Source organism: Sphingomonas sp. MMS12-HWE2-04, assembly GCF_044881185.1.
Classification (GTDB): domain Bacteria; phylum Pseudomonadota; class Alphaproteobacteria; order Sphingomonadales; family Sphingomonadaceae; genus Sphingomonas.
Genome location: NZ_CP173254.1, coordinates 777,232 through 795,381, shown reverse-complemented (window position 1 = coordinate 795,381; position 18,150 = coordinate 777,232). Strand labels below are relative to the sequence as shown.

Annotated in this window: 20 protein-coding genes; 12 read left to right on the top strand and 8 right to left on the bottom strand. The window is 63.1% G+C overall.

Features of this window, described 5'->3' with window-relative positions:
- Window positions 1-141: 141 nt before the first annotated feature.
- On the bottom strand, window positions 142-1,104 hold the full coding sequence (locus tag AB2M62_RS03605) for a toprim domain-containing protein (protein WP_404337880.1): 963 nt from the start codon (window positions 1,102-1,104) through the stop codon (window positions 142-144).
- Window positions 1,105-1,263: 159 nt separating this feature from the next.
- On the opposite strand from AB2M62_RS03605, the gene AB2M62_RS03600 reads away from it, so the two are divergent.
- From AB2M62_RS03600 to AB2M62_RS03565, 8 genes are all read left to right on the top strand, one after another.
- A complete protein-coding gene (locus tag AB2M62_RS03600) occupies window positions 1,264-2,010 on the top strand; it encodes a LuxR family transcriptional regulator (protein ID WP_404337879.1) in 747 nt (248 codons plus the stop codon).
- A 78-nt stretch (window positions 2,011-2,088) separates the two neighbouring features.
- Complete coding sequence (locus AB2M62_RS03595) at window positions 2,089-2,715, top strand: acyl-homoserine-lactone synthase (protein ID WP_404337878.1); 627 nt, start codon at window positions 2,089-2,091, stop codon at window positions 2,713-2,715.
- Between the two features lie 7 nt (window positions 2,716-2,722).
- A complete protein-coding gene (locus AB2M62_RS03590) occupies window positions 2,723-3,622 on the top strand; it encodes a phytanoyl-CoA dioxygenase family protein (protein ID WP_404337877.1) in 900 nt (299 codons plus the stop codon).
- A gap of 31 nt (window positions 3,623-3,653) precedes the next feature.
- On the top strand, window positions 3,654-3,974 hold the full coding sequence (locus tag AB2M62_RS03585; RefSeq protein ID WP_404337876.1) for a MarR family winged helix-turn-helix transcriptional regulator: 321 nt from the start codon (window positions 3,654-3,656) through the stop codon (window positions 3,972-3,974).
- A 235-nt stretch (window positions 3,975-4,209) separates the two neighbouring features.
- On the top strand, window positions 4,210-4,734 hold the full coding sequence (locus tag AB2M62_RS03580) for an RNA polymerase sigma factor (protein ID WP_404337875.1): 525 nt from the start codon (window positions 4,210-4,212) through the stop codon (window positions 4,732-4,734).
- Entirely contained in the window at window positions 4,731-5,753 is a 1,023-nt protein-coding gene (locus AB2M62_RS03575) for a FecR family protein (protein WP_404337873.1), read from the top strand. The genes AB2M62_RS03580 and AB2M62_RS03575 overlap by 4 nt, the downstream gene beginning before the upstream one ends.
- Before the next feature lie 128 nt (window positions 5,754-5,881).
- Window positions 5,882-8,455, top strand: a complete 2,574-nt coding sequence (locus AB2M62_RS03570; RefSeq protein ID WP_404337871.1) for a TonB-dependent receptor domain-containing protein — start codon at window positions 5,882-5,884, stop codon at window positions 8,453-8,455.
- 1,117 nt (window positions 8,456-9,572) lie between these two features.
- A complete protein-coding gene (locus AB2M62_RS03565; RefSeq protein WP_404339785.1) occupies window positions 9,573-10,574 on the top strand; it encodes an Atxe2 family lasso peptide isopeptidase in 1,002 nt (333 codons plus the stop codon).
- Window positions 10,575-10,681: 107 nt separating this feature from the next.
- Here the strand turns inward: AB2M62_RS03565 and AB2M62_RS03560 are convergent, their stop codons facing one another.
- The 6 genes from AB2M62_RS03560 to AB2M62_RS03535 form a co-directional block, all read right to left on the bottom strand.
- The gene (locus AB2M62_RS03560; protein WP_404337869.1) at window positions 10,682-10,819 is read right to left on the bottom strand and encodes a hypothetical protein; all 138 of its coding nucleotides are present in this window, start codon (window positions 10,817-10,819) and stop codon (window positions 10,682-10,684) included.
- Between the two features lie 173 nt (window positions 10,820-10,992).
- Window positions 10,993-11,556 (bottom strand): asparagine synthase-related protein, encoded by a 564-nt coding sequence (locus AB2M62_RS03555; protein ID WP_404337867.1) that lies wholly within the window; start codon window positions 11,554-11,556, stop codon window positions 10,993-10,995.
- A 50-nt stretch (window positions 11,557-11,606) separates the two neighbouring features.
- Complete coding sequence (locus tag AB2M62_RS03550) at window positions 11,607-12,728, bottom strand: asparagine synthase-related protein (RefSeq protein WP_404337865.1); 1,122 nt, start codon at window positions 12,726-12,728, stop codon at window positions 11,607-11,609.
- On the bottom strand, window positions 12,728-13,564 hold the full coding sequence (locus AB2M62_RS03545) for a lasso peptide biosynthesis B2 protein (protein WP_404337864.1): 837 nt from the start codon (window positions 13,562-13,564) through the stop codon (window positions 12,728-12,730). The genes AB2M62_RS03550 and AB2M62_RS03545 overlap by 1 nt, the downstream gene beginning before the upstream one ends.
- Window positions 13,565-13,696: 132 nt before the next feature.
- The gene (locus AB2M62_RS03540; RefSeq protein ID WP_404337862.1) at window positions 13,697-14,332 is read right to left on the bottom strand and encodes a GntR family transcriptional regulator; all 636 of its coding nucleotides are present in this window, start codon (window positions 14,330-14,332) and stop codon (window positions 13,697-13,699) included.
- 4 nt (window positions 14,333-14,336) lie between these two features.
- Window positions 14,337-14,753, bottom strand: coding sequence for a helix-turn-helix domain-containing protein (locus AB2M62_RS03535; protein WP_404337860.1), 417 nt, complete (start codon window positions 14,751-14,753; stop codon window positions 14,337-14,339).
- An 826-nt stretch (window positions 14,754-15,579) separates the two neighbouring features.
- Here AB2M62_RS03535 and AB2M62_RS03530 point away from each other — a divergent pair.
- Window positions 15,580-15,798, top strand: a complete 219-nt coding sequence (locus AB2M62_RS03530) for a DUF6961 family protein (protein ID WP_404337858.1) — start codon at window positions 15,580-15,582, stop codon at window positions 15,796-15,798.
- Here the strand turns inward: AB2M62_RS03530 and AB2M62_RS03525 are convergent.
- On the bottom strand, window positions 15,768-16,109 hold the full coding sequence (locus tag AB2M62_RS03525; protein ID WP_404340078.1) for a hypothetical protein: 342 nt from the start codon (window positions 16,107-16,109) through the stop codon (window positions 15,768-15,770). The genes AB2M62_RS03530 and AB2M62_RS03525 overlap by 31 nt on opposite strands.
- On the opposite strand from AB2M62_RS03525, the gene AB2M62_RS03520 reads away from it, so the two are divergent.
- From AB2M62_RS03520 to AB2M62_RS03510, 3 genes are all read left to right on the top strand, one after another.
- Window positions 15,990-16,439: a hypothetical protein gene (locus tag AB2M62_RS03520; protein WP_404339783.1), complete on the top strand. Its 450-nt coding sequence runs from the start codon at window positions 15,990-15,992 to the stop codon at window positions 16,437-16,439. The two genes, AB2M62_RS03525 and AB2M62_RS03520, sit on opposite strands and share 120 nt — an antisense overlap.
- Window positions 16,440-16,881: 442 nt before the next feature.
- Window positions 16,882-17,343, top strand: coding sequence for a hypothetical protein (locus AB2M62_RS03515; protein ID WP_404337856.1), 462 nt, complete (start codon window positions 16,882-16,884; stop codon window positions 17,341-17,343).
- A complete protein-coding gene (locus AB2M62_RS03510) occupies window positions 17,310-17,897 on the top strand; it encodes a RadC family protein (RefSeq protein WP_404337854.1) in 588 nt (195 codons plus the stop codon). The genes AB2M62_RS03515 and AB2M62_RS03510 overlap by 34 nt, the downstream gene beginning before the upstream one ends.
- Window positions 17,898-18,150 lie beyond the last annotated feature (253 nt).

The following is an 18,150-nucleotide window of genomic DNA, read 5'->3' as shown; positions in this document are numbered from 1 at the left end:
CGCGGCGCCCGCACGCCGATGAGATTCTGGAGAAGATGCCCTGTCGAGGCGATGTTGGCCTCGAGCTCGGCATCCGCCGCGGCGTCGCTATGGGTCCGGACATTGTCGGGCGACTTGAAGCAGTCGAGTGCCCGGACATATTCAACGATAGGCTGTGTCATGGAGGTTCTCCGAATGCGGCCCCACCTGCCAATCAGGCGGCCAGCCACACCGCTCCCCCACCCCCTTTTCCTCCTTCCGCAGAACGTCGTTCCAGTCCTTCAGGCCGTGCCAGGGCCATAGGGTGACTGGAGAATGGCCGAGTGCCTCATAGGCTAGCCGGGCGCGTCGCTCCGCCCTGAGGCCGCTTGCGTCAAGGTCTGGAAGCAGAACAAGTTGCCGCACGCAGGACGGGATTGCCACGGCACCCAGGCGCTCGCTGCCCAGCGTCGCCCAGACCGGTATCCGAAGAAGCATCGCCGCCGAAAGCGCGGTCTCGACGCCTTCTGCAAGGCCAAGGACCGGGCCGGCAGAGGCGAGACGCACCGCGCCCTGGAGCGGGCGCCCCAATGTCAGTTTCGGTCGAAGGAGATCCCTGGCCAAGTCCTCCAGCGTGGCGTCCAGAAATATCCTCTGGATCGCGGCAAGCCCGTCCCCCTGCTCCACGGCTGCGACCAGCGCAGGGCGGAAGCGCGCCAGACGACCGGGGCCTAGCGGAACCGATGGATGGTATCGCAGCGCCGCGCTGGACAGGGTGATGCCACGGCCCGCCAGATAGCGTGCGCCGGCCCGGTCGGTTATCGGCCGGGCGCTGTCCCATATCGCGCGCGCCCGCGACAGATAGCCGGCGGACCGCGCCTCGGAAGATGCGACGGGGCGCCCGTGGCCGGTAGGAATGGAGAGCCGTTCGCGGCGCAACGCTCGGATGACCTCGCCCGCCGAGCATCCCGCGAAACATTTGAAGAGGATCGACGTCTCGCCGACCCGCACGGAGAGGCTCGGGCTGGTGTCGCAATGCGCTGGGCACCTGCACATCGAACCGCCGCCGCGCCACTTTCCGCCCTGGGATTCGACGATGGCGGCCGCGGCACGCTCGAGCGGATAGGTCGGATCGGTCGTCGGCATCGCGCAGCTCCCAAAGGCGCCGATGCCCCTTCCTCCTCTCCTCCAATTGCATTTAGAATGAAGTTATATTCACCAATATATTCCGCCCGATCAAGAAGAAGGCAAGATAAGCTCGCAGAGTCTTGGAGACGCCGGGACGCTTTTTGGGAGAAAAGATCGATGCACCTCGTGCTGGCAAACACCATCAACAAGCTTCTCGCGGCAAAAGAGATCGACGACCTCAAAAACGCGCTCGAAGCAGGCACGCACGATCTCGGCTTCAGATATTACGCAATCGGACACCATGTGAACCTCATCGGACCGCCGGCCGATGCTTTGGGGCTTTCAAATTACCCGGCTTCCTGGGCCGACGAAGCCCTTTCCCAGCGCTATTTCGTGCACGATCCGATCCACCGTGCGAGCATCCACACCGCAACGGGGTTCCGATGGTCTGAAGCCGGAGAGCTGATCCACCTGTTTCCGCGCGACATGGCGATCCTGGAGGCCGCCCGCCCGCATGGCCTTGGCGATGGCTACACCGTCCCGGTGCACGTTCCCGGCGAGTATCGCGGCACCTGTTCCTTTGGTGCGCCCACGCTCGACCATATCATCGCGACGGCGCTCCCGATCGCGACCACGATCGGCGCCTATGCTTTCGAGGCAGGGCGTCGAATCCTGCGCCGCGCGCACCCTATGCAAGACTGGCCGGTACCGCCTTTGACCGAGCGCCAGCGCGATGCGCTCGTCCTGATCGCGCGCGGCAAGGGCGATCCCGAGATCGGCCAGCAGCTCGGCATCGCACGCTCCACCGCGCACGAGCATGTCGAGAATGTCCGGCGGGCCTATGGCAATCCGCAGCGGACCTTCCTTATCGCGCGCGCGCTTTTCGACGGTCAGATCACTTTCGGGGAGATCTTCCGCCCCTAGAACAACCCTCTACCTAGCGGGTGGAGGGCAGCCGGCACTTGGTAGAACTGAGGTCCCGCATTTGAGCGGGAGCACAGAATGATCCAGGTTTTCGTCGGCTGCCAGCCTTTTGGCGCCAATCCCATCCTCGACAACATGCATCGCGACCGGAAGCGGGTCTTCGTCGATCTGCGTCGCTGGGACATCCCGGTCCTCGAAGGCGAATTCGAGCGGGACGAGTTCGACACGCCCCATGCCATCTATCTCGTCAGCGCCGGTGCGGACGGAACGCATCAGGGGTCCTTCCGCCTGCTGCCGACCGACCGACCGCATCTGATGGGCGAGCTGTTCGCCGATCTTTGCGACGATGCGGTGCCGGCAGGACCCGACATCGCCGAGATCACCCGAGGCTGCCTGTCGCCCTCGCTTCGCGCGGCGCAGCGGCTGCGCGTCCGCAACAGCCTGATCAGCGCCGCGATGCAGTTCGCGATGAGCAATGGCTTCCGGTACTTCACCGGCGTCGCGGACTCAGGCTGGCTGACCCAGTTGCTGGCGATGGGCTGGACGTGCGAGTTGCTCGGCACCCCCAAGCTGATCGAGGGTACGACCACCGGCGCGATCCGTATACCAGTCGGGCCGGAGACGGTTTCGCATCTGAAGGGGGCGGGAACCTGGATCGAGCCCCAATTGTCGTTCGGCGGCGCCTCCTCCGCACTGGCCGCGTGAAAGCGCCATGGCCCCCTCGTCCAAAACCGATTGCGGCGGACCTCTAAGCCCTCTGGCGAGGCTCCGCCGCGAAGGCTGGTGCGTCATCGGCCACGCGATCGCTCCAGAGATCGTCGCCGGGCTCGCCGCGGATCTCGATCCTGATTTTGCAAGCACGCCGTGCGCCGCCGGCCCTTTCTACGGGAACTGGACCAAGCGATTTCACGGCCTGCTCGCGCGATCGCAACACATGGACGCCTTCGTACGGAGCGAGCGGGTCCTGCCGATCGTCGAGCAGATCCTGGCTCCGGGATGCGATTGCATCCAGCTCAATCTCACCCAGGCGATCGAGATCCTGCCCGGCGGCAAGATGCAGCCGCCGCACCGGGATCAGGATATGTGGCCGGTACGCCAGCCCGGCCTCGAATATCTCGTCAACGTGATGTGGCCCTTCGTGCCCTACACGCGCGAGAATGGCGGCACGGTCATCTGGCCGGGCAGTCATCTGCGCCAGGATGAAGTCGCCTTCCCGCTCTCCGAGGCCATGATCCCCGAGCTCGTGCCTGGCGACGCGCTGCTTTTCCTTGGATCGACGCTGCATGCGGGTGGCGCCAACCGTACGACGGCCTCGCGGCGCGGCATGATCGTCAGCTATAGCCTGGGGTGGCTAAAGCCGTACGAGCTTCCCTGGCTCGCCTATCCGCCCGCAATCGCAAGGCAGTTTCCGAGAGCCCTTGCCGAGCTGGCCGGCTATCGCTCGCATCGCCCCAATCTGGGTACGTTCGAGGGGCGATGCGCCTCGACCCTGCTGGACAGCGATACCGGGCATCTCGGGGCCGTTGACGCGCTGCGTCCCGAGCATGAAGCATTGATCAGCCAATTCTATGCCGGTGCCTTTGACGGGATATTGAGGGGCGATGCCGCTTGAGGGGCCGCCTGAGATACTGGATCGGCAGGCGGTGGCACGCCTTGCGATCCAGGTGTCGAGGCTGCTCGCGGAAAGAGCCGGTCCCGAACTGGTCTCGACGCCGGGATGGGACATGCTGGTCGACCTCTATGTCGGCGACCCCACCACGCCCATGTCGCTGACCGGGCTCAGCGGCGCCGCGAGCACACCGTCGCGCACGAGCCTGAGCGTGATCGCCAGGCTCGCCGACCATGGGATGCTCATCCGTACGCCCGATCCCAATGACGGGCGACGCGTGCTCGTCCACCTGTCCGACAAGGCGATCGCCCTCCTGGACAGCTGCTTCGACGCCTTGCTTTTGATGATGCTCTAGCGTTCCAGGTCCGCCGCTTGCCTCGGCGGAAGATGTGTTCCACATTCCCCGGACGCGGCGTTGCCGGCACCCGCGTCATGGAAAGACCAGCCTGGCATCACGCGCGCCGATCCATTTGGGTTCGACGCAAGCATCGGCACCCGACCGGCATCCACGGATGCGCCGCTCGTGAACCTGTACCTGTTGCACCTGTTGGCGCGCTTGGTCGCGCCTGAGCATTTGTGCTGCTAGCGCGATGCTCGACCCAGCACGTCGCGCACAGTCGGACGAGGAACGCGTTCGCCTGGAGACCATCTATCGCGAACAGGCCCCGCGCCTGTCGCGCTTCCTGCGCGCGCGCTTCCGCGGTGCCGAGGATTGCGACGACATGGTCCAGGATGTGTTCGCCAGGCTTGCGGGCGGGCGATCGCTGGTCGAGCTACGCAACCCCGAGGCCTATCTCAAACGGATATTGCGCAACTTCCTCATCGACCGGAAGCGGCGGTTGGATACCAGGCCCCAGTTCATCGACATCGACCAAGCGGAGCTGTCGGTCCGTGCGGAGCAGGGCGACGGGCTGGAGGTAGCGCAGATGCAGCAGCGGTACAGAGCCCTAGTGGACCAGCTTCCCCCTAGGACGCGACAGGTCTTCCTCTTACACCGAGCGGAAGGGAAGAGCGTGAGGGACATCGGGGCGCATTTGGAGATCAGCACGAGAACGGTCGAGTGGCATATCTCCGAAGCGATCGGCAGGATCGCAAGGGAGCTCGACCGAGAATGAGCGAGATTCCGGAAGAGGGGGACGGGGCCAACCAGCTCCTCGACGAGGCGACGCTCTGGTTTGCGCGAATGCGCGGCCCCGAGGCAGCAGGGCACCGCCCGGCATTCGAAGCTTGGCTGGCGCGCGGCGCGCTGCACCGTGCCGCCTATAACCGGGCCGCCGAAATCTTCAGCTTCGGCAAGTTCCTGGCCGAAGAGGCGCAAGGCCCCGCGTTAGCCCCGGAGGCCCCGGGCAAAGCAGGGCGGCATTGGGCTTTCGCTACGGCCACCGTGGCGATCGCGATCCTGGCCGGACTCTGGCTCTACTCCCATCTTGCCGGCCCGACTGGCCTGCGTCCGACATCGATGATCGCCGGGGGCGCGCCTGCCCAGCTGGTTCTGCAGACCGCACCGGACCAGGGTCGCGTGGAGCGCCTCACAGACGGATCGACGGTGACGCTTGGGCCGGACACCAGCCTCTCGGTCCGCTTCGACGAGGAACACCGTCTGCTTACGCTCACGCGCGGTCGGGCCCGCTTCGAGGTCGCCAAGGAGAAGCGCTCTTTCGTGGTGGCGGCGCTCGGCACACGCGTAACTGCCCATGGCACCGTCTTCGATGTGGCGATCACTGACGGCGCAAAGGTCAAGGTTCGCTTGTTCGAAGGGCGCATCGAGGTCGTCTCCCCCTCGCCCGGCCGCCCGGCGGTTCATCGAATTCTGAATCCCGGCCAATCGACCGAAATCGCTGGCGAGCCCTTGGCGTCGGCCGTCCAACCATCGTCAGGCCAGGCCACCCCGGCTGCCGCGCAACCGGACGAACTGCACGAATATGATGGCGCGCGGCTGGCCGACGTCATCGCCGAGGCCAACCGCGACGCCCCGGTTTCGATCGCGCTCGCGGACCCGTCGCTCGGCGATCTTCGCATCTCCGGACGGTTCCGGCTCGCCGATACCGCCCTCCTGGCCGAACGCATCTGCACGGTCTTCGATCTGAGGATGACTCACGCTTCCGCGACCAGGGTCCTGCTTTCGCGACGATGACCGCAGATTTTTTCCGGATGCTATCCCCGTAGTTGCGCGAATCCCGCGTCCATTCCCGAGTGAAGTGCCGAAAACCGGCGCCACGACAGGGGGTGATCTGCATGGGTGGACGGGTTTTCGGAAATGGCTTGCTGGCGGGCATCGCTCTCGCCAGCGTCGTGATTGCGGCGCCGGCGACGGCGCAAAGTGCCGCGCGTCAGGATTTTCACATCGAAGCGCAGGATCTCGGCGACGCGTTGCGCTTGCTCAGTCACCAGTCGGGCAAGGAGATCGTGTTCGACGCCGGACTCGTGGCCGGCAAGCGCTCAAGCGCGCTGCGAGGACACTATACGCCCGCCGAAGCGGTCCGGCAGCTACTGATGGGCACGGGTCTCGAGACCCAGATCGCCGCGGGCGGATTTCTGATCCGGGGGCGAGAACAGGCGGCCGGACCGCTGAGCAATGACACCGCGGCCGATGGGCAAATCCTGGTGACGGGATCGCGCATCGCGGCCGGTACGATCGCCTCTCCCGTGATTGTCCTCGATCAGAAGGAGCTTCGCACCGCGGGATACACCAATCTCGGTGATGTGATCCGGGCCCTCCCCCAGAATTTCGGCGGCGGGCAGAACCCCACCGTCGTTTCCAGCAGCCAGGGCGCGAATAACCAGAACACGACGTCCTCCTCCACGTTCAACCTGCGCGGTCTTGGTGCCGACGCTACGCTGTCGCTCCTGAACGGTCATCGGATGCCCTATGACGGCGTCACGCAGGGCGTGGATGTCTCGTCGATCCCCCTCGCCACCATCGACCGTATCGAAGTGGTCACCGACGGCGCTTCGGCGATCTATGGTTCCGATGCCGTTGCCGGTGTCGCCAACGTCCTGCTCAAGCGTAGCTTCAAGGGCCTAGAGACTTCGCTTCTCGTCGGCGGGTCCACCGATGGTGGCAATCAGCAGGTTCGAGCGAGCGCGGTTGCAGGGTCCGAATGGAGCACCGGCGGCATCATGGGGGCCGTGGACTATAGTCGCCAGACCCAGATCCTTGCCGGCCAGCGCGACTATGCCAGCACGATGCAGGCGGAGCAAACGGTCCTTCCCCGCCTCAGGCAGGTCAGCGGCATAGTATCCGGCTATCAGGATCTCGGCACGTCGGTTCGGTTCGAGATCGATGCCACCTACAACAGGCGCAAATCGCGGACCCAAACGCCGTCCTCGAGCGCCGCGAACTATCTCCAGGCCGGCGCCCTCGTGCGCTTCGACGTCGAGACCTATTCGATCTCGCCCTCCCTCCACATGGATATCGCGCCGGGCTGGCAGGGCTATGCGATGGGGACATACGCGCAGAGCAAGGCCGACATCCTTTCCCAGATTTTCGCCAGCAACACCGTCACGACGACGGTGCCGGTCACCTACACGAACATCCTCAAGACCGGCGAGCTGGGGGTGAGCGGAGAAATTTTCTCCTTGCCGGGCGGACCGCTCAAGCTCGCCGCGGGCGGCGGCTATCGCTCGAGCGTGCTAGACGCCCTGTCGCGGACGATCACCCCAAGCGCGCAACTCACACAGCTGGATTTCACAAAGGACATCGACAGCTGGTACGCCTTCGGAGAGCTCAACGCGCCGATGGTCGGTCCGAGCAGCGGCATTCCGTTCGTGCATCGCCTCGTCGCGAGCGCTGCCGGACGCTATGAGCGCTATTCCGGCATTGGCGACATCTTCACGCCGAAGCTCGGGCTGGTCTATTCTCCGGTGGCGGCGCTGGATCTCAGCCTGTCATGGGGCCGCTCGTTCAAGGTCCCCACCATGTACCAGCAGTTTCTCGGCAAGACCGTGCTGCTTCGGGCCGCCACGGCCTATGGTACGTCGCAATTTCCCGCCGGATCCACCGTCCTCGGCCTCTCCGGCGGGAACTCGGAATCGCTGACTCCCGAGCGCGCCGAGAACCTCACGACCTCCGCGACCTTCAGGCCGGCGTTTCTCGAAGGCGGGATTTTGCAGGTCAGCTACTATCATGTCCGGTACCGCGACCGGGTCATCGCCCCAATTCCCTCGAATCTGGGGCTGTTCGCCAACCCCCTCTATGCGCCCTTCGTGACGCTGGCGCCCACCGCCAACCAGATCGCCGCGGCGCTTGCCGATGCCACGGGCGGGCTGCAGATCGTCTCGGGCGGCCCTTTCGACCCGAGCAGGGTCGTCGCCATCGTCGACAATCGGCAGCACAATTCGTCACGCCAGGACATCCAGGGCGTCGACATGACGGCGCGATACCCGTTCGCGCTCGGTGACGGTCGCGTCGAACTGCTGGGGAATGCGGCCTATCTGCGCAGCAAGCAGGTGCTTCTGGCCGGCCAAACCGCGGTCGACCTCGCCGGAATGATCTACAACCCGTCGACCTGGCGCGCGCGGGGTGGCGTCCGCTTCGACCAGGGCGGCCTGAGTGTCAGCAGCTACGTCAACTATCTGAGCGGCAACCGCGATCGCAGAATCCTGCCCGAGCGCGCGGTCGCCTCTTTCACCACCTGGGATCTGGCGATCACCTATCGGGTAGAGGCGGACGGATCCCTGCTCGACGGGCTCGAGGTCGCCCTTTCCGGCAGCAATATCCTGGACCAGGCTCCCGGCCGGATCCGGCAGGGCAATACGATCGAGCCGACCTACGATTCCACGAACGGTTCCGCGATCGGCCGATTCCTCAGCCTCACGGTCCGCAAGCAATGGTAGCCGGAAAGAGAAAGCGGCCGCTTTACGCACTGGCGGTCACGCTCGGCATCCTCCTTGCCTGCGGCACGGCACACGCGAAGTGCCGCAGCGAGCTACCTGGGCCGGCGCCCTATCCGGAGGCTGGCCACGACGTCGATATCGACCGGCTGGCTCGGCTTCGCGACGTCGGATCGGACAGTCCCGGCACCTTCTATGGCAGGAATGCATTTGGCGTTTCGCCGGACGGCAAGCACATCGCGTTTCAAATCCGCCAGGCCGATCCGGACACGAACAGTCATTGCCTTGCCATTGCAGTGCTGGACCTGCGCACCGGTGGCCTGCCGCGCATCGTCGATCGCGGAGGCCAGATGATCCGCGTCCGGTTCACCCGGGTATCGCTCGCCGATTATTATGCGGGCAATGCCAAGCTGATCACGCCGGCCTGGTCGCCGGACGGCCGGACCGTCGCCTTCCTCAAGCAGACCGGTTCGACGGTACAGGTCTGGACCGCCCGGGCGGATGGCGGAGGATCGAGGCAATGGACGCGCTCCGTAACGGATGTGCAGGACTTCGCATGGGCAGCGAACGGCAGGGCCATCGTCATCAAGACGATCCCGGACTATGATCGTCAGCGCCGGGCGATCGCCCGGGAGGGCCTTACCGGCTGGCTGTACGACGATCGCTGGTCGCCGATCGCCGGCAACCATCCATGGCCGGTCGACACCAAGGAGGTGACGTTTCAGGTCGTCGACGCAACGGGAAGAGTTCGGACGGTAGGGTCGGCGGAACGGCAGCTGGTGGAAAGCGGCGCTCCTCCGGGAGCAAGCTACTTCGCCACATCGCCAGCAGCCAGCGCATGGATCGCGCCGGTCAAGGAAGCGCGGCTTAACCGCGACTCCCAGCTCTACACGCGCCGCCATGGCGGACAGACCGCCGCGTGCGAAGCGGAGACTTGCCGGGGCATATTCGCGGGACTCTGGTGGAGTCCGAGCGGGGATCTCTGGTTCCTCCGCCAGGAAGGCTGGGCCAACAGCATCACGGCGCTTTACATGATGCGAAAGGGAGACACGGTCCCGAGCCGAACCCTGTCGACACGCGATCTGCTCCTTGGCTGCACGCCGGCTGAGACTCGCCTGGTCTGCGCGCTGGAACAATCCTCCCGACCCCGGCGCATCGTCAGCATCGATCCGAAGGATGGTGCGACAACCGAGCTGTTCGACCCGAATCCCAATTCGGCTCGCTCAGAAGAGGCTCGGTCGAGAGGCTCGAATGGGAGAATGACCGGGGTATCAAGGTCTATGGGGACCTGGTCCTTCCCACCGGCTGGAACCCCTCCGCCGGCCGCTTGCCGCTGGTGATCGTCCAATATGTCACCAGGGGCTTTCTGCGCGGCGGCACCGGAGACGAATTCCCGATCTTCCCATTCGCCGCACGAGGATTCGCCGTGCTCAGCCTCCAGCGCCCGGCATATGTTGCCGACCTTTCCGGCGCCAACACCCATGCCGAACGCGTGAAGCTCAACTATGAAGGCTGGGCGGACCGAAAGAGCGTGATGTCGGCCTATGCGACGGGCATCCAGATGCTCGTGGATCGTGGGATCGTCGATCCCAAGCGCGTCGGCATCACCGGGCTGAGCGACGGCACCGTGTCCGCGGCCTTTGCCCTGCTGAACAGCAAGCTCTTCGCCGCCGCTTCGCTCACCGCCTGCTGCGAGGACCCGAAGACGCAGCTGCTGATGATGGGCAATCTCGGCGCGGAGGATCTGAGGAACTTCCGCTACCCGGCCTATACGGACGACGCGCCGGCCTTCTGGGACCCCTATTCGATCGCGCGCAACGCGGTGCGCTTCAATACCCCGCTGCTGTCCCAGACCGCCGATGACGAATATCTGGGCTCGGTCGAAGCCTATGCCTCCCTCCGCGAATATGGAAAGCCAATGGAGCTTATCGTCTTCCCAGACGAGCATCACGTGAAATGGCAGCCCGCGCACCGCATCTCGGTGTATCGGCGAAATCTCGCATGGTTCGAATTCTGGCTGCAAGGCGATGGCGCCGCCGACGCGCTTCCCTCGGAAATGGCACGGTGGCGCGAGATGCGTTCCAAATTGACAGACCCGCAAAACCAGGTTCCGCGGCGCTGATCCGGGCCAAGCCCCTAGTTCGGCACATGGTCAGCGTCCTCGTCGCTCGGGTCGCATCACGGCGAGACGGAAGAGGTGCACGGCGCGAGCCGTGCACCTCCAGGCCATCAGTCCTGGCCGATGCCGATCGCGAATTCGCGAAGACCGACATGATCGGACTCGCCGATGACCGGATCACCCATGGTCAGCGCGCTGACTGAGCCGAGGTCGGCCAGAGCCGCCGACGGTGCCTTGGTGTTCTGCATGATACATCTCCATGTCACGCCGCAGGGTTGCGGTAGGGAAATTCTAAAAGGACATGGCGCGCCGCGGCCGGAATATTCGCCGCAGGTCCAGCCGAATATATTCCCAAGCGTAGCAAGGCACCGCATCTGGCTAGCAATATCTCGGCGCGATTTTTGAAATCGGCGATCAATGACTAGGCAATATTCCGCTGAATCCAGGCTTCGGTATCGACCAGCTCAAGCAACCGGTCATAGGAAAATTCAGGGGTATCGGCTCGCGACTTCAGGCTTGCCTCGATCGCGGCAACGTCGAGCAGGCCGTTCTCTGCGAGACTGCCTCCCAAGAGACGATCCCGGATCTCCGGTGCGCGGGAATGGGCCACTTGCCGATGGAAGGCGCCGGGTCCGCCCTTCGTCCTTCTGGTGACGGTCTGTTGCGGCAGCGTCGGGCCAAAAGCGGCACGCGCCACGGACCGGTCCCGCCCACCGGCAACCCAATTCCAGCTGGGAATCGAGAGGCAGAGTTCGAAGATGGGTTGGCTCAGCAAGGGGTGGACGGCCTCGAGCGCCTGGTCGCGCGGAAGGCCCTCTGCATAATTCTGGGTTCGCGATATCTTGGCGATGTGGGCCGCACGGCCTGGCAGGGCATCGCCCGGCGCGTCGAGCCAGTCGTGCGGCGGCCGCGGCCCCGCCGCCTCGAGCGCCTCCGGGTTGAGCAGGTTGGGATCCGGTGCCCAGGCATAGGGTGCGGCTCGCATCATCAGCTTCGGGAGCGCGTGCCGAACGACCGTGGGTATGCTGGTGCTGGTCAGCCGGCCGATATCCGTGAGCGTACGCCATATTGCGCGGGGGAGCCCCGGGAGCGCACCAGGTCCACGACCGGAGAGACCGAGCGCATATAGCAGAATACATTATCGCCGCCGAAGCCCGAGAAGAGCATAGGGATCCCACGCTCCTTCGCGAACTCTAGACAGGCTTTGTCGAACGCCAGTCGCGCCGCGTTGCCTACCGGGCGAGGCAGATGGGCGGCAGAGGATCGCGCCAGGTCCACATCTTCCAGTCGATATCGCCGGTCCACCAGCTCCAGTCCGAGATGATCCGTAACCAGGCGGGCATCGGCGCGCTCGTCCCCATGGCTCCCGTCGGCAACCATGTTGAAGCCGGTCGTTGGCGTTCCCGTGAGCGCCGCGGCAACGATCGAGGAGTTTAGGCCGCCCGACAGGCTCAGCTGAACCGCGTCTGCGCCGCGCGCCAGCGCCTGGACGGTCCCGACCACGGTGCTGTGAAGCGCTTCCGCCAATTCCCCGCCCGCAAGCCCGGTCGGCGCAACATGCTCCCAGGGCGACCACACCTTACGGAGTTCGCTGAAGTGTTTGCCGCCAAGACCGAGGAGCCAGCCCTGCGGCACCTCATATATGTCGCGAAGCGCGGTCCGGCTGGTTCGCAGGGCCGGCCAGACAAGAGCATCGCGGACGCCACCCCAGTCGATTTCCGGAGAAGGACGGCCGGAAGCGTTCAGCACGCCGAGATCGGAAAAGACCAGGACATGGTCGGCGGTCTCGCGGACATAGCAAGGCAGTCCCCCGCCGGGATCGCGAAAAATCTGAACCGATCCGACCGCGGCGCGCGAAACGGCGACATAGCGTCCCCAATAATGCCGGGACAAGTGCAAAGGGGGATCAGGAACCCGGTCGATCGACGGGTCCAGGTCGATGACCCGCGACGGACGGTCTTCGCGGGTGAAGAGCTGGCCCAGCACGACCGTGCGTCCAGACGCCGTAGCAACGACCTCGGCGGGAGCATTACACCAGATCCGCACACTCTCGGTCGCCACCACCGGTTCAAGTCCGATGGACGACAGCCGACCGCGCCAGCCCTGATAGTAAGCTCCCGACTGCCGATCGAACGCGATCAGGTAGCGCAACGCCATCAAACCACCATGATCGGCTGATAGAGACGAATATTGTCGGCGGTGTCGTTTACGACGGCCTCATCGAGCTCGACCCATGCATGGGCGGTGAAGGGGTAGTCGCGGACGCCGATCATCAAAGATGGCGTGTGACCGCTCTTTCGAAGCAATTCGTACAGGCTGAGCGACTTCATCAAGCATCGCTTGTCCGCGGTGACGAACAGGTCCGAGGCACGGAAGGCCGCGATGACCGCGGCGGCCTGGACGCGATGCCGCCATGGCTTCAGCCCATTCGACCGTGCTTCGACGGCGCGTCGAAACCCCCTTTTCCTTATGTCGGCAGCTGCGCGCTTCTGGGCGGCAATGGCCGCGAGAGTGAGGAACAGACCCGCGCGCCGGTCGGGCACCCACGCTTTTTGGGCCGGCGTCCTTATGGTGGCGCACAGACATTGCGCCGAGTCTTCCGTTATCCGTATCAGGCCGTCCGTCAGGAGGGGCTCCAGCTTCGTTTCGTCGGTACCGAGGATCGACGTGCCGTTGATCGCGCGGATCAATGCCTCGCCCGTGTCCTCAGAGGTCCCGAGATATCGGTCACGGCCCGAATCAAGGAAGAAGAAGCGCTTGCCGATCTGGCAGAAGTGCACGCCGTCGGAGTTCGCGAGATGCATGGAAGAATCCGTTACGGACAGAGGTGCGCGGCAAGCCGCGCACCTCCATGCTTCAATCGTCGGCGAGACCGAGACCGGTCTTCTTGAGCCCCCCGTGTCGGGCTCGCCCATGATGGGGTCACCCTTGGTGGCGATGCTCGCCGTGCCGAGGTCCGTGAGCCCCAGCGGCGCCTTGTTGCTACGATCCATGACGTTTCTCCCAGCCGCATCCAATCGGCGGCGAGGGAAGACTAGGCCGGGGGTTCAAAGCACGGTGGAGATATTTCTCGCTGAATCGGCACAATATATGTCCGTCAGCCTTCGACGCCCGTTGGCAATGGCTTAGCCACCGGTGCGGAGATCAAGAAATGCTCGCGAAATCTGATCGAGATGGTCGATCCGTCGGCGATGATATGCGATTATCCTTCGGCGCAGGTTTGAACGAACATCGATCTTTCCGTTTCGAAGAAACGTTCGCAATTCACGTTCTAGATCGGGAAGCGATTGCTGTTCAGCGATTCGCACATAATGGAGCCTCGCATTGGCCCGATCGATCTGCGAGACGAATTCGGAGTTCGCGGTGGCATCGCCGATGAATCGAAAAAGGGCTGCAGCGCCGGAGACGATGTCGATCGCACCTCTGGCAGCAGCCGTGCGAACCGGCTTCAGATTGTCGCTTAGCGCGGTTGGGCTCGCCAGCCGCACGGCAGCAAGCAAATGCTGGGCGTTCCACGCGTAGAGGTCTGCCAGTCCGCCCGGGCTTGGCATGACGACCCGTATGCCTCCATCGGGATGGGACTCTACAAGTTGCTCTCCGATGAGCCGGTGCAACGCTTCCCGCACCGGTGTGGCACTGGCGCGGAAGCGATCTGCGATTCGCTGGATGTCGAGCCGGGCGCCTGGCGCGTAGTGCCCCGCGAGATATTCGAGCTTGAGTGCTTGATACACCCGTTCCTGCGTGTTCGGATCGAAGGCCATGTGATCAGCGGCCGGAGGCTCCGCTCAGAGCCGTTCGCCATTTGGGCGTGAGCGCAAGCGTCAGCTGCTCCAGATTGCGCTGCGCGATGATCTCGACGCAAAGCCTTTCAAGCTCGCGCAGGTCCCCGAATGCCAGCTGGCGCGGGAATGCCATCTTCTGTCCGGCAAACAGCAGCGGGATGAGGATGTGCCCGGTCGACATGCCGAGCTGGTACGCGCAGCGCAGATGGTCATCGAGCCTCGCCTTCGGGTTACCTGACTCGATCTCGCGCAGCCACCGAACTCCCATGCCCAAGTCCCTTGCAAGTTGCCGTTGGGTAATTCCTTCGCGTTTCCTTACCTCTTCTATCCGCCGCCCCGACTGTTCCTTGACCTCTGACAACGGGCCTTCGGCGGTTGATTGATCGCCCATGAGCGACATCACCGTATCTCCTCGCTGGAGAATGCACCTGCCAAGGCCTATGGCGACGAAATAAGGTGTGCATAACGCCAAGGTCAAACAGAATTGCCGCAGAAATTGCGGGACTTTGCGGCACACTTATACTGAGTAACAACGATTAAGTCTTAGAAGCAGAGTGGCGGGCAGGCCCGCGCGCCAATTGCGGACATCTCAAGCCGATACACACTCGGCTGAAACTGGGCCGTTTCCCGACCGGCAGCTTGTAGGCTCGTTTTTCAAGAAGCGGTCGGGGCACTGAACACAATTTCGCTAGTCGCTCGGGGCCGCGCATAGCCTTCGATAGAACGGAGTCGAGGACCCCGGTCAGTGCCGCGCGCGCAAGTCCTGCGCCGGACACGTCGAAGCCCCGATACGTTCCGCAACTCACAACCGGAAGCTGTTCCCCGCTGCTCGGAATAGTACGTAGCTGCATCATGACTATCCCGTCAGGAATTGCGCGCGACCTTGGGCGGACCAATAGCCTCCTCGTCTAGTTGCTGCATCGGAAGCCAAGCTAACCGGGCTGTGCGCTGGTGATGGATTTTCGGCGAAGGAAAGCCTTCGAGGCGCTTCTCGGCACGTTGCCGATAGAGCGTTTGGACGTTGATCGTTACGGCCGAACAATAGGGCTGGTCTCGGGCGCCAAAGGTTATTTATCGTGCTGGAAGCTTTGGCGGCATCAGGCCATCTACGGGGGTGATTGGGATAATGGAAACCGTATCGGGGACCTTTGCGATGTGCCCAGCTGACATTCTATGTTTGCCGCGTTGATCGTCACCGCCGCGATGGCGCTAGTCGCCTCCGACATATGGCTGTCGAGGAAAGACGGCGAGCGATGATCGACCGAGACAGGGAGTTATGGGGTATCGCCCTCAATGTCGAGCATCGCCATGGCTCGGAAGGGCCAATGTTTATCGCTGGTATGATTGGCAAGGCTACGATGAAGGGCGATCCGGTAGGAGTTGCTCTTTGGAGAGAAGTCGCGGCCCGATTCGGTCAACTGGTTGCTGCGAGCAACGTCGCGTAAGAACCGCTGCTACGTAGCGTTTTTCGATCTGACATTATGCGTGCAATTAGGCGTAGTAAAAAAATGGACGCATTGAACGATGAAACGAATCGTCGCATCGTGCCATAGTGGACGATGACACATACCGCCGCCTTCAGCCGCGCCATCGTGACTGCCTCCGAGCGGTCGCGCAACTTCACGACACTCACGAGATCGCTTTCCAACTCGGAATTAGTCCGAACACCGTTAACGGGTATCTGCGGGAGGCGATGCAAATTCTTGGCACCACAAGCCGCCGACACGCTGCTCGCCTGCTTACCGATCATGAACATCCTACCCCTCAAACACTGAGGGGTGAAATTCAGCGGGTTGAGGATACCTCCGCTGAGCAGGCACCTATGACCTCGCAGTTTGAAGAAAGTCTGTGTTTGGTGAGCAGCGCTGGATCGGCCGTAGCGGAAACGTCGAAGCTAGTCCTGCCTTCCCCGAACGCACCGAACCTCGCTCATGCAGATGGCGGAACGCGACGTCCTGGGGACCTCAGTCCCGGGAGGCGGCTAGTGCTTGTCATCGCTGGGTCGCTTGTCCTCGGAGCGGCGGTTCTGATCTCAATTCTAGCTGCCGTGGGGCTGGTCGCCGCGACCGGTTACCTGCGCCCCTAAGGCACGTCTCTGTGCCGCGCGGCACAAATGGGGAAAGCAAATGACAAAAGACGTACATTTCATAGTGGAGCCTGTCGTCCGCGACTTGGTTGCCGCTGAAGAGGGAGTCGACGCGAGCCTCGCGGCGGCGGCCACACTCCTTCTCACACTAGGCGTTGCTCGGTCTGAAGCAGATTTACCGTTCGGATCAGTCCAAGGCGCTCTTACCGATGCAGGCGAAGCCATTCGTTTATGCCTCCGCGCGCGCCACCACCTTTGCCGCGCTCATAACCGTCTTCTCGAAACGGCAATCGATCACAAGCTGGTTCCCATCGATTTCGGGGACGTCTTTCCTTGCTTCGCGAACGAAGGTGGCGACGTGGTTCAGATCAACCGAGCCGCTTAGTCCGAGGCAAGTCGCCAGTGCCTTGACCGGCGGTGCTGACGCACGAACGGTTTGAGGATGGCCAACGTCATGTTTTTCGTCGCTCTCACTTCGCTGTGTTGCGTTTACGCGCTGATCGTTGGGGGTGCGCCAGAGCGCATTGCTACCGGCATCGTCATCCTGGCCTGCTGCCTTACGGTGACGGTAGCCAGCGATTATCGGTGGGTTTTTCGCACACGCGAAGTGGGAATTTTCGTAGTCGATGTGGCCATGTTTTTGGCCGTCCTCGCTCTCTCGCTTCGCGCGGAAAGGTATTGGCCGTTATGTATGGCAATGCTGTTGGGCCTCGGTCTCCTGATGCACCTGATGATGTGGTTCGGCCCTCTCCATTCGCGGCAGATCACGAAGATCGTGCATGCTTGGAGCGCCTACCCATCGATTTTGTTGATCCCAATCGGTGCGTTTCGTCACCGGCAGAGAGTTATGGCAACCGGGAAAGACAAATCTTGGAGCGCCTTCTCCACTCCACCGGTTGCGTAGATTGCTCCCGAAAGGCCAAGGCCCTCATCGTCCGTTTCGGCTCACTGAGGAACGTCCTCACAGCGGCACCTGAAGAGATACGGCGCGCACTAGAGGGGGATCAAAATACAACCAATCAACTGCTTCTCCTAACGGAAGCGATTTTATGGTCTTTAAAGCAGGCGGTCGACCGGCGTCCGCTTTTCGACACTCAGGACGCGCTGCTCGCGTACCTAAAATTCACGCAGGGCTTCAGCGAAGTCGAGAAGGTGCGCGCAATGTTTCTGGACGCCGGCAATCGCTTGATTGTCGAAGAAGTAATTTCCATGGGACAACCAACCGAAGCGACGATCTATGCTCGGGAGCTCGTGCGACGCTGCCTGGAACTTGGCGCCGTTGGCCTCATTCTTGTTCACAATCATCCATCGGGTAACCCCCTTCCAAGCCAGGCCGATCGCGTATTAACCGTGGAAGTGCGGGCGAAAGCGCGTGTGATGGGGGTGTGCCTGCAAGACCATCTAATCGTGGCCCGCGATAACCACTATAGCTTTCGAAAGGACGGGTTCCTCCCCTGAGTTTGCCACGACTTTAGCTACAGCAAAATTCCTTTGGTCTGCTCCGGAAGAGTATTCTTACTAGGCCGTAGACTGAAAAGCGCGAAGCCATAGCCGCATTGAAGCGAGCCGGTCCATGGCAAGGAAGGGACTTCAGAGGGAAGCAGCACTCTCGAAGCAGCTTCTCCTCACCATTCGATCGGCGATCGGCGCCACCGTGATAACCCGGACGCCAGTTATGACTGGAGGAGTTTTGGTGAGCAGGTCACTCCCC

What these genes read in the sequence shown, in the direction of transcription:
- AB2M62_RS03605 (WP_404337880.1), bottom strand. Translation starts at nt 1,104, where the DNA reads ATGCCGACGACCGATCCGACCTATCCGCTCGAGCGTGCCGCGGCCGCC.
- AB2M62_RS03540 (WP_404337862.1), bottom strand. Translation starts at nt 14,332, where the DNA reads ATGGCCTTCGATCCGAACACGCAGGAACGGGTGTATCAAGCACTCAAG.
- AB2M62_RS03545 (WP_404337864.1), bottom strand. Translation starts at nt 13,564, where the DNA reads ATGGATCGTAGCAACAAGGCGCCGCTGGGGCTCACGGACCTCGGCACG.
- AB2M62_RS03560 (WP_404337869.1), bottom strand. Translation starts at nt 10,819, where the DNA reads ATGCAGAACACCAAGGCACCGTCGGCGGCTCTGGCCGACCTCGGCTCA.
- AB2M62_RS03600 (WP_404337879.1), top strand. Translation starts at nt 1,264, where the DNA reads ATGCACCTCGTGCTGGCAAACACCATCAACAAGCTTCTCGCGGCAAAA.
- AB2M62_RS03555 (WP_404337867.1), bottom strand. Translation starts at nt 11,556, where the DNA reads ATGCGAGCCGCACCCTATGCCTGGGCACCGGATCCCAACCTGCTCAAC.
- AB2M62_RS03525 (WP_404340078.1), bottom strand. Translation starts at nt 16,109, where the DNA reads ATGTTCATGATCGGTAAGCAGGCGAGCAGCGTGTCGGCGGCTTGTGGT.
- AB2M62_RS03515 (WP_404337856.1), top strand. Translation starts at nt 16,882, where the DNA reads ATGGCCAACGTCATGTTTTTCGTCGCTCTCACTTCGCTGTGTTGCGTT.
- AB2M62_RS03535 (WP_404337860.1), bottom strand. Translation starts at nt 14,753, where the DNA reads ATGTCGCTCATGGGCGATCAATCAACCGCCGAAGGCCCGTTGTCAGAG.
- AB2M62_RS03580 (WP_404337875.1), top strand. Translation starts at nt 4,210, where the DNA reads ATGCTCGACCCAGCACGTCGCGCACAGTCGGACGAGGAACGCGTTCGC.
- AB2M62_RS03530 (WP_404337858.1), top strand. Translation starts at nt 15,580, where the DNA reads ATGGCTGTCGAGGAAAGACGGCGAGCGATGATCGACCGAGACAGGGAG.
- AB2M62_RS03550 (WP_404337865.1), bottom strand. Translation starts at nt 12,728, where the DNA reads ATGGCGTTGCGCTACCTGATCGCGTTCGATCGGCAGTCGGGAGCTTAC.
- AB2M62_RS03575 (WP_404337873.1), top strand. Translation starts at nt 4,731, where the DNA reads ATGAGCGAGATTCCGGAAGAGGGGGACGGGGCCAACCAGCTCCTCGAC.
- AB2M62_RS03590 (WP_404337877.1), top strand. Translation starts at nt 2,723, where the DNA reads ATGGCCCCCTCGTCCAAAACCGATTGCGGCGGACCTCTAAGCCCTCTG.
- AB2M62_RS03595 (WP_404337878.1), top strand. Translation starts at nt 2,089, where the DNA reads ATGATCCAGGTTTTCGTCGGCTGCCAGCCTTTTGGCGCCAATCCCATC.